Below are 8,645 nucleotides of genomic sequence, written 5' to 3'. Positions count from 1 at the left end.
GATTATAATTATTGGATATCGATGTCCAAGTTAGTATTGGATTTTTTTTGGAAATAAACTTTTCCCAAAATTCAAAGCTCTTAAGGTGCTCTATTTCTATATCTTCACTGTCAATTTTAAGGGAGAATCTATTTTCATGATATTCTGCTGATCGTGCTGTACGCTCTATATGTTCAATTAATTTTTTTCCGTACTGCTCACTTCGATTTTTAATGTTTTTAGATAAATTTTCATCTTTGTTAGAAACTTCATTCCGGATTTTTTGTTCGTTTTGTTTTATATTTTCCGCTACAATTTTTCGACTAATCCGATAAATCTCGTCCAGCTTGCTCTTCCCCAATCTAATTAACTCGAAATCAGATAAATGAGTGCTTTTATAAAGCATCATGGCAAAAAGTTCACTTTCGCTTAAGTTAAGTTGTTTATCGTCTCCTGTGAATAGTTTTTCTCTAAAGATAATAAACTCATTTCGTGTATTTTTCAGTAAGCGCATGTCTGGAACATAACGTGCTGCGATATTAATTAATTCATCGCTAATGTCATGAGAAATTCCATCTAAGGCTTGTGAAACAAGGTCACGAGCACTTCTGTGAGTAATAAAAGGGACAACGGGAATGACCAAATCAAAGAACTTTGTTCTATTTGCTCGTACTATTTCAGACTCTTCTATGGGCTTTGTGTTGAAATCTTTTTCGTCTTCTTTTGATTTTTGTGGTTCTACTTGCTCAAAGACACTGTCTTTAACAGCATAGATGAAACGAATTGGCTGACTTTTGAATTGTGGGGCGTTGTTTAGAAGTGTGTTTAGAGAGCGCAGAGTCTCAAATATATGTGAATCTTCGAATCTATCAATATCCTCAAAAATAACGATATTTTTATCTGATACTTCGAAAAAATACACGATTTCATCTAGGTATTGGTCAAAATACGATACTGATTTTTCATCTAATGAAATGGCCGCATTACCAGTTGATAGTTGGCTGATGTGAAATCGACCTTGAAAGAGGTAACGAGCTATAAGAGTGAAAAATACTGATGCCACGAAAATAATTGCATTTATCCAAGTGCCTATTGCGGCAATACTTACATGGATTGAAGCAATTTTTTCAGTCCAGCCCATCAAAAGAAAGAGTAATGTAATAACAATACCTGATAGCGCTGCAATACCATGTTCTCGTTTGCAATTGAAGCTTTCTATCCGGTTAAAGCGAGAGCGTGGAGCTTTACTAGACTCAACGCGATATAGAAGCTGTTTGACAATTTCTTGTTGAATTCTATTTGTGGTTGTTGAAGCTTGTTTTGGTATGCTGTCGTCTAATTTATCAGGAGCTTTGGGTGCTAATGTAGATAAAGAGATCTCTACAATGTTTTCTTCATGTTCCTCAGCAACCTTTTGTAAAATACTGCTTTTACCTATGCCATAAGTGCCAGATAGAGCAATGTTTCTGATTCTTTTGTCTTCTAGAGCTGTATTGATTCTTTTGGCATAAGAACCATGATTTTTCTTATTAAATTCAGGGGTGAGAGGAGTAAGAGCTACATTATCAATACCTGAGTTGCTTGAAGTAGATTCCGTGCCCATTCCTTTTTTCCTTGCGTGTTTGGTGAGTTTATAACTCCAACTTTATCGTTTTATTATTAAAAGGCCAAATAATTCACATATTTTCTACAAGAGCTAATTTAATAAAACCTTGATCTATCGCAATACTTCTTTCCAGAATCCAGCTTAGTCTGATATCACCAACATTTTGCCAGTCATAAACTTGTGTCAGGAGGGGAAGGTGAAGACGACTCAGACGCTACTCGGAAAATACCAAAACCCAGCCACTAAAGATGAATATCTTGTACTTGAGATCAAGGACTTTGATCGTATTGTGAATCATGTTGATCATTCTGAACGGACGTTGGTTCGATGCCGCTATGAAACTTTTAATGGTGAGGTCTTAGAGCGGGTGGGCGGGCTATCACATCCGCGCTTTAAAATGTCAACCACTGGCACTGTGCTGGAACAGACGGGTTAAGTTTTCGTATTCGTCTTCTTTATGATGGATAAAAAAGAGCAAGTTAGTCTGCCGACTTGCTCTTTTTTTGTTTGTGTATCAACGGAATTAAATCACGGTTATCACATCTTCTAATGCCAAACGCGATTTAGGCAATGTGGCGTTAAAGTCTTCTTCCTTGTGGTGGTAACCCATGGCTAGTCCTACGTCACAGCGATAGCCTTCCAATTCATCTTTGAAAATTTCACTTAGCAATTCATGGTCACCCCTTCCATTGGGGTGGAATCAATGCCTAGGCGAGCTAGGGTGTGCATTAGGTTGCCAAGAGCTATGTAGGTTTGTGCTTTGGTCCAGTGGCTGGTATCGCCGTTTTCATCAGTATTCATTTCTGCGAAGGCAAAGCTGCCAAAGGCTTGCTCGCGGTTTTCGGCTTTGGTGCGGCCATCTTTAATGCCTTTATCCACCACTTTGGCGAAGTTCTCACGGGTATAGTGGGTTTTGTGGGCCAATAAAATAATGTGTGAGGCGTCTTTGGAACGTATCTTGTTGAACTGGAATTTGTTTGCAAAGGAGTCTTGAAAGCGTTGTTTGGCCGTTTCACTTTCGATGACGACAAACTTCCAAGGTTGTGAGTTGATGGAAGAAGGGGACAGACGAAGTGCTTGGTAAATGACATCTAGGTCTTCTTGAGAAATGCGCTTACTCGCATCGTAGTGTTTTGATGTATAACGCTTTTCTAAGTCTTTAATAATCTGATGTGACATGATGGTCTCCGTAAATAGGATAAGGCTCGATATCTGTACGAGCGTGTTGGAATCCATACTAGCTCGAAAAGTGCTGAATAAAAACATGGCAATTGTTGAATTATTACCAAAAAATATTTGATAATTGTGCAGGGCTTTGTGGAGAAGAAAAGTATATGCAGATTGATGATCTGAACGTGGTGTTGAAAGTCGCGCAACTGCGCAGTATCGCAGCAGCGGCCACACACCTTGATATGCAGGCCGCGACGGCGAGTGCGGCGGTTAAGCGGGTGGAGGCGCAGCTTGGTGTGGAGCTGTTTGTGCGTACGACCCGCCAGCTTCGTTTATCCAGCGCGGGTGAGCGTTATTTGCCGCAATGTGCAGCGGCTATTGCCATGCTGGATCAAGCGCAGCAAAGTATTTACGAAGACTGGAATGAAATCAGTGGCGAAATTCGTATCGCGGTGTCGTCGGATTTGGGGCGTCATTTAGCGTTACCCTGGATCGATGAGTTCATGTTGCAGCACCCAAAAGTGACCATAAGGGCCCATTTAAGCGACAGCAATATCGACTTTTACCGCGATGCGCTGGATATGGCATTGCGCTATGGTCCACCATCCGACTCCAATTTATACGGTTTTAAAATCTGCAATGTGCCGCGTTTTATCGTGGCCAGCCCAGAGTATCTAGAGTGCCATGGCGAACCGAAACACCCCGATGAGCTGGCCGATCATCTAGGCTTGTTTTATCAGCTACAAGAGATTCTCAATGATACTTGGCGTCTAAAAGACGAAGAACAAGTTTATAAAGTCAAACCCAAATCCAGCCGCGCTGCAAACGATGGCGATATGGTGCGACGCTGGTGCGTGGCGGGTCATGGTGTGGCCATGAAGTCAGGGCTGGATCTGGCTTATGATTTGTTAGAAGAGCGTCTGGTGCCGATTTTACAGGATTATACTCTTGATCAAGGAGAGCTCTGGTTAGTTAGTCCCAGTCGCCAATCCATTACGCCGATAGTACGTTTGTTGCGAGATTTATTCCGTGAGAAAACCCACCAGCTATTGAGTCAAATGGTGGCAAAAGGCTTGATTCAAGCATCTGTTTTAGAAGAATAAAACGCTCTATTTTTATAAAACTTTTTTCTAAAAATCCGCCTTGAAAATACCTTTGATGGACCTATTTTAAGAAGTGTAACGGGGTCGTCTCCCTTGAGAGTCTCTGTTACGTCTTTTGATGATTAGTATTTTGCTTCATTTAGGAGGATTTATTATGAACTCAATTGATTTTACCCCACTTTATCGCAGTAGCATTGGTTTTGATCGTTTGGCCTCTTTACTCGACAATGCGCTAACAACCGATAATGTGTCTGCCGGTTATCCCCCTTACAATATCGAAGTGGTTGACGATAATCGCTATGCTATTTCGCTTGCGTTAGCGGGTTTTGAGGAAGGCGATCTAGACATTAAAGTGGAAAAGAATGTGCTAACCGTTCGTGGTGAAAAAGCGGATGCTGGTGAGCACAGATATCTCCATCAAGGCATTGCAAACCGCTCGTTTGAGCGCAAGTTTAACCTTGCCGATTACGTTGAGGTAACCAATGCTGAGTTAAAAAATGGGCTATTGACCATCAGCTTGGTAAAAGAAATTCCTGAGGCAATGAAACCAAGAAAAATTGCCATTAACCAAGCCAATAATGGTGTGCTTGAGCATCAAAAAGAAGACTCAAGACAACAGGATGCAAAAGTAGCCTAAGCAATAAATGGCTTATCACGATGATGGGGCTGTGAGCGATCGCAGCCCTTTTTGTTTGCCCAGCGAAGCCTCGCTTATTGTTTTGTATAATCGAAAGAACGGTTAATGCGCCCTTGAATATGGTCTCCAGCCAAAATAGGTTCAAACTTTGAATCTTCTGGGGGAATACCTAAGTCAATGGGAGAGACGTTCGCGTTGTAGGATGGGTCGTAAAAGGTCGCGACAGAAATTCGTTCTTTACCACTTAGGTTTTTGACAGCGTGTTTTGTGGAGACAAAACGACCATTACTCCAACGTTCTAACAAATCGCCAACATTGACGACCAGTGAACCTGGTATAGGTGACGCGTCTATCCACTCATTTTTTCTGTTGAGTACTTGTAATCCCCCCACATCATCTTGGTATAACAGGGTGATGCAACCATAGTCTGAATGAGGAGCGACACCAAATGCCTCTTCGGATGAGTCAAAGTTGTTGGCTGGGTAGTAAATGGCTTGTGTTCTCTGTAATGGCTTAGTGTATTTTTCGGCAAAAAAGCTTGGTTTAATGCCTAAACTCCAAGCTACTGCTCGTAATAAAATCTCGCCAACCTGTGCGATGGCTTTAAAATAGGCTTCCATAACCGAACGAAATTCCTCTTTTCCTGCTGGCCATTGATTCGCCCCCCTTAATGGTTTGCCTGCTAGCACATCGATGTCACTATCTGGAAGATCTAAGCCTAATTGGAAAAACTCTTTTTGATCTGGTTTGGCTGCCCCCTCCATGAGGGCACCACCTAGAGCATGGTAACCCCGATGGATTTTGCTGGTGGCAACGGACTGCTTTAATTCCGCTGGGGAGGTAAAAAAATCCAGCGATACGCGACGTACCTCTTCAAAGGTAGACTCGCTAATACCATGATTAACAAGATATAAGAAACCGTCTTCAGTAAAGGCTTTTTTGAGTGCATCACCAACGCGCTGCCCCCAACTTTCATCGTGCAGAGCGTTTATTTCTAAATCTATGATAGGTAGTGAATACGCCATATGGGCCACCTGTTCAATGTGCTTTGTGATTTTTATTAACAGAGTATTTAGCTCTTATTCCCAGAAGGCATTTCGATCCATATAGTTTTGTAGAAATTGCTGTAATCGAGGAGGTTTTGGGCCTTGAAATACATCTTTCGGTGATCCTTTCAGCAAAATCTCACCTTGATCTAAGAACACCACCGTATCGGCTACTTGCGCGGCAAACCCCATTTCGTGCGTGACCACAATCATGGTCATACCATCATTGGCGAGATCTTTCATTACCTGAAGGACCTCCCCAACCAGCTCTGGGTCAAGGGCAGAGGTTGGTTCATCAAATAGCAAAACGGAAGGTTCCATTGCTAATGCCCGAGCAATCGCTACACGTTGTTGTTGGCCACCTGACAGTTGGGCTGGATAATGGTTGGCACGTTCAGATAAACCAACTTTATTTAATAAGGCGAGCCCCTTTTCGTTTGCGTGTTTGCGATTGAGTTTTTTGACCCGCACAAGTGCTTCTGTCACATTGCCTAATGCCGTCATATGTGGCCAAAGATTAAATTGCTGGAACACCATTCCCATATTACGCCTTACTCGGTTTAGCTCCTTGGTAGAGGCGAGCTTTCTTTGGTCGGCATTGTCGTTGTAACCAATGAGGTCTCCTTCGATGAGTACTGTGCCACCCGTGTATTGTTCTAAAAATGCAATACAGCGTAACAGGGTGCTTTTACCCGAACCTGATGGGCCAATTAAACACATGACTTCTGAAGGATGGACATTTAGATTAATGTTTTTTAATACTTGGTTTTCCCCAAAGCTTTTATTCATATTTTGAACCTGAACAATAGGCTCGTTTGCGGAAGATTTGTTCATAATTACCGTTCCATATATTTGCTTAAACGTTTTTCAGCCCAGCTACCAAGTCTAGAGGTGGATTCTGCTAAAATTAGATAAGCGAGAGCCAAAACGGTAAGGGTTTCTGCATAAGCGTAGGTTTGTGAGCCAATACCTGTCAGCACAAAAGTAAGTTCAGGTACTGTAACGATGGAAAGAACCGCCGTTTCTTTACCAAGAATGATGGTGGTGTTGACCAATCCTGGTACGATCAAAACCATCATCTGTGGTATTTGAATCCGCCACAGAATGTTGGTTGTAGAGAATCCCATTATATTGGCGACTTCCAGTTGTCCTTCGGGAATGGCATTAAACCCTGCTCGGAATAGTTCTGCGTAGTAGGCGCTGCCATAAATAGCTAACCCAATAATGCCTGCCTGAATGGGATCAAGATAAATTCCAATTGAAGGGCCACCGTAATAAAGTAGAAATAACTGAATAAGAAAAGGCGTGCTGCGTATTACTTCTACATAGAAACGTATTGGGTAACGGAAAATTCTGGCTTTTGACATCAAGCCGCAAGCAACAATGAGTCCTAGCACCATACCTAACGCACACGCCCAAACGGTGCACCACACGGTGGTAACAAAACCATCTAAAATTTGAGGTAGATGATCGATTATTACTTTAACGTCAAATGCCATCATACGATAACCCTGTTGTTTGATCTTTTTTCCAGCCAGAATCCAAACACTGATATGGCACTGTTTAAAACAAAATAAATGGCCGCCGCCGTTAGATAAAACTGAAATGGCTGGAAGTTACTGGCGGCCAAATTTTGTGCGGTGCGTGTGAGCTCAGCGATGCCCACCACTGAGATTAAAGAAGAGGCTTTTACCAGTAGAATGGTTTCGTTTATTAACCCTGGAATAGTGAGTTTGATGACTTGCGGTAGCTCAATGAAAAAGAGAATATGACTATTACTCAGTCCGACCATAAGAGCGGATTCTTTTTGTCCAGGGGGAAGACTTTGAAAACCGCCTCTTAGAATTTCCGCCATATACGCTCCTGCACATAAACCGATGCATCCTGTGGCTGCAACGAGAGCGGGAATATTAATACCAATAAGTGGCAGGCAGTAATAAGAAATCATCAATTGTACGAGAAGCGGAACGCCTCTAAATAGAGTGATATAAAACCGCGCAAAAAGTTGTAATGGATAGTTTTTTGATAGCCGAGCGGAACACATGAGTGTGCCAACGATTAACCCCAGCACCACTGCCATTGTAGAAAGAAACAGCGTCATTTTGACGCCACTCCATAAAATAGGCAGAGCTGCGGGGAGCGTAGAAAAATCTAACATTTACCTGCTCCCCGACGGGTTAAATTTGTGGATCAACTGGTTTTTGAGGAAGTTTCATGGGAACACCAAACCATTTCTCCTGAAGGGCTCTCATACGTCCATCGTTTTCCATTTTGATTATCACCCCATTGACTGCTTTCAAGAGGCTGGCTGAATCAGCACCTTTGCGAGTCACGTAAGCGTAGTAAGTTTTCTTACCGAATGGAGGCATGACGACGGCAAAGTTTTTATGATGACGAGCCATGTAAGCGATATTAGGTAGAGAGTTTGCTACAGCAACCACTCGTCCTGTCATAATCTCTGAATACGCTTGATTATTGTCGATGTACAATTTTACTTGAACGGGCTTTTTGAGGGTTTTAGAGAAGTTTTCTAGTTGGGTTGCTTGGGAAGAGCCTTTGCCTGCACCCACTGGTTTTCCGGCGATGTCCTCGGGAGAGGATATCTCTTTATTCCCCGCTTTTTTTAGCAGAGCAACAGACGCATCGGCAATCGGCAGCGTAAAGTCATAACGCATCATACGGGCTTTTGTTATGGTGACTGGGCCGCCGACCATGTCAAATTTCTTGGCATCTAGCCCCGGTAAAACGCTCGGCCAAGGAAGATCGATATATTTTACTTTAACACCTAATGCTTTACCCACTTCGGTAAAGAAATCTTTATTAAGCCCTTCATGCTTGCCATTTTGTAGAAAGTCGAAAGGGGCAAATTGAAACTCAGTCCCAATGACTAACTCACCTTTTGCTTTTACATCTGAGAGCACATCCGCCTGTACAGCCGCGCTTGTGATAGCTGCTGCAAGGCTAAATAATGCGATTTTTAACGAATTTGCGATAAGACTTTTTTGCATTGCCTAAGATCTCCATAGTGATTTGCTGTTACTAATAATGAATTAATTAAAAGTGTGCATTGAAGATAACTCTTAAGCATAGATAAAAAAACAATC

Annotated in this window: 10 protein-coding genes and 1 pseudogene; 3 read left to right on the top strand and 8 right to left on the bottom strand. The window is 42.2% G+C overall.

Annotated elements, in window-relative coordinates; all coding sequences use genetic code 11:
- Positions 1 to 1,582, bottom strand: a pseudogene (locus tag JHD45_RS22015) (P-loop NTPase fold protein); the annotation flags it as partial.
- Between the two features lie 199 nt (positions 1,583 to 1,781).
- On the opposite strand from JHD45_RS22015, the gene JHD45_RS22010 reads away from it, so the two are divergent.
- Entirely contained in the window at positions 1,782 to 2,021 is a 240-nt protein-coding gene (locus tag JHD45_RS22010; RefSeq protein ID WP_199478744.1) for a hypothetical protein, read from the top strand.
- Positions 2,022 to 2,108: 87 nt separating this feature from the next.
- Here the strand turns inward: JHD45_RS22010 and JHD45_RS22005 are convergent, their stop codons facing one another.
- Both JHD45_RS22005 and JHD45_RS22000 read right to left on the bottom strand, forming a co-directional pair.
- Positions 2,109 to 2,255 (bottom strand): hypothetical protein, encoded by a 147-nt coding sequence (locus JHD45_RS22005; RefSeq protein ID WP_199478743.1) that lies wholly within the window; start codon positions 2,253 to 2,255, stop codon positions 2,109 to 2,111.
- Positions 2,249 to 2,764, bottom strand: a complete 516-nt coding sequence (locus JHD45_RS22000) for a nitroreductase family protein (protein WP_199478742.1) — start codon at positions 2,762 to 2,764, stop codon at positions 2,249 to 2,251. Before JHD45_RS22000 ends, JHD45_RS22005 begins: the two co-directional genes overlap by 7 nt.
- 155 nt (positions 2,765 to 2,919) lie before the next feature.
- On the opposite strand from JHD45_RS22000, the gene JHD45_RS21995 reads away from it, so the two are divergent.
- Positions 2,920 to 3,858, top strand: a complete 939-nt coding sequence (locus tag JHD45_RS21995; protein WP_199478741.1) for a LysR family transcriptional regulator — start codon at positions 2,920 to 2,922, stop codon at positions 3,856 to 3,858.
- 154 nt (positions 3,859 to 4,012) lie between these two features.
- Entirely contained in the window at positions 4,013 to 4,495 is a 483-nt protein-coding gene (locus JHD45_RS21990; RefSeq protein ID WP_199478740.1) for an Hsp20 family protein, read from the top strand.
- Positions 4,496 to 4,569: 74 nt separating this feature from the next.
- Here the strand turns inward: JHD45_RS21990 and JHD45_RS21985 are convergent, their stop codons facing one another.
- Genes JHD45_RS21985 through JHD45_RS21965 form a run of 5 tightly spaced genes read right to left on the bottom strand, consistent with a single transcriptional unit; the run spans position 4,570 to position 8,549 of the window.
- Positions 4,570 to 5,520 (bottom strand): isopenicillin N synthase family dioxygenase, encoded by a 951-nt coding sequence (locus JHD45_RS21985; RefSeq protein WP_199478739.1) that lies wholly within the window; start codon positions 5,518 to 5,520, stop codon positions 4,570 to 4,572.
- A 54-nt stretch (positions 5,521 to 5,574) separates the two neighbouring features.
- A complete protein-coding gene (locus tag JHD45_RS21980) occupies positions 5,575 to 6,375 on the bottom strand; it encodes an amino acid ABC transporter ATP-binding protein (RefSeq protein WP_233408000.1) in 801 nt (266 codons plus the stop codon).
- A 2-nt stretch (positions 6,376 to 6,377) separates the two neighbouring features.
- Complete coding sequence (locus tag JHD45_RS21975) at positions 6,378 to 7,043, bottom strand: amino acid ABC transporter permease (protein WP_233407999.1); 666 nt, start codon at positions 7,041 to 7,043, stop codon at positions 6,378 to 6,380.
- Positions 7,040 to 7,699, bottom strand: a complete 660-nt coding sequence (locus JHD45_RS21970; RefSeq protein ID WP_199478738.1) for an amino acid ABC transporter permease — start codon at positions 7,697 to 7,699, stop codon at positions 7,040 to 7,042. The genes JHD45_RS21975 and JHD45_RS21970 overlap by 4 nt, the downstream gene beginning before the upstream one ends.
- Positions 7,700 to 7,718: 19 nt before the next feature.
- Entirely contained in the window at positions 7,719 to 8,549 is an 831-nt protein-coding gene (locus JHD45_RS21965; RefSeq protein ID WP_199478737.1) for a transporter substrate-binding domain-containing protein, read from the bottom strand.
- Positions 8,550 to 8,645 lie beyond the last annotated feature (96 nt).

The sequence above is a fragment of the Marinomonas spartinae genome (genome assembly GCF_016461715.1).
Classification (GTDB): Bacteria; Pseudomonadota; Gammaproteobacteria; order Pseudomonadales; family Marinomonadaceae; genus Marinomonas; species Marinomonas spartinae_A.
Note: the sequence above shows the minus strand (reverse complement) of the source record. Positions and strands in the feature narration are given on the sequence as shown.

Excerpts from the sequence above, each read along its gene's own strand:
- JHD45_RS21995 (WP_199478741.1), top strand. The coding sequence starts at position 2,920 with ATGCAGATTGATGATCTGAACGTGGTGTTGAAAGTCGCGCAACTGCGC.
- JHD45_RS21990 (WP_199478740.1), top strand. The coding sequence starts at position 4,013 with ATGAACTCAATTGATTTTACCCCACTTTATCGCAGTAGCATTGGTTTT.
- JHD45_RS21965 (WP_199478737.1), bottom strand. The coding sequence starts at position 8,549 with ATGCAAAAAAGTCTTATCGCAAATTCGTTAAAAATCGCATTATTTAGC.
- JHD45_RS21985 (WP_199478739.1), bottom strand. The coding sequence starts at position 5,520 with ATGGCGTATTCACTACCTATCATAGATTTAGAAATAAACGCTCTGCAC.
- JHD45_RS21970 (WP_199478738.1), bottom strand. The coding sequence starts at position 7,699 with ATGTTAGATTTTTCTACGCTCCCCGCAGCTCTGCCTATTTTATGGAGT.
- JHD45_RS21980 (WP_233408000.1), bottom strand. The coding sequence starts at position 6,375 with ATGAACAAATCTTCCGCAAACGAGCCTATTGTTCAGGTTCAAAATATG.
- JHD45_RS22000 (WP_199478742.1), bottom strand. The coding sequence starts at position 2,764 with ATGTCACATCAGATTATTAAAGACTTAGAAAAGCGTTATACATCAAAA.
- JHD45_RS21975 (WP_233407999.1), bottom strand. The coding sequence starts at position 7,043 with ATGATGGCATTTGACGTTAAAGTAATAATCGATCATCTACCTCAAATT.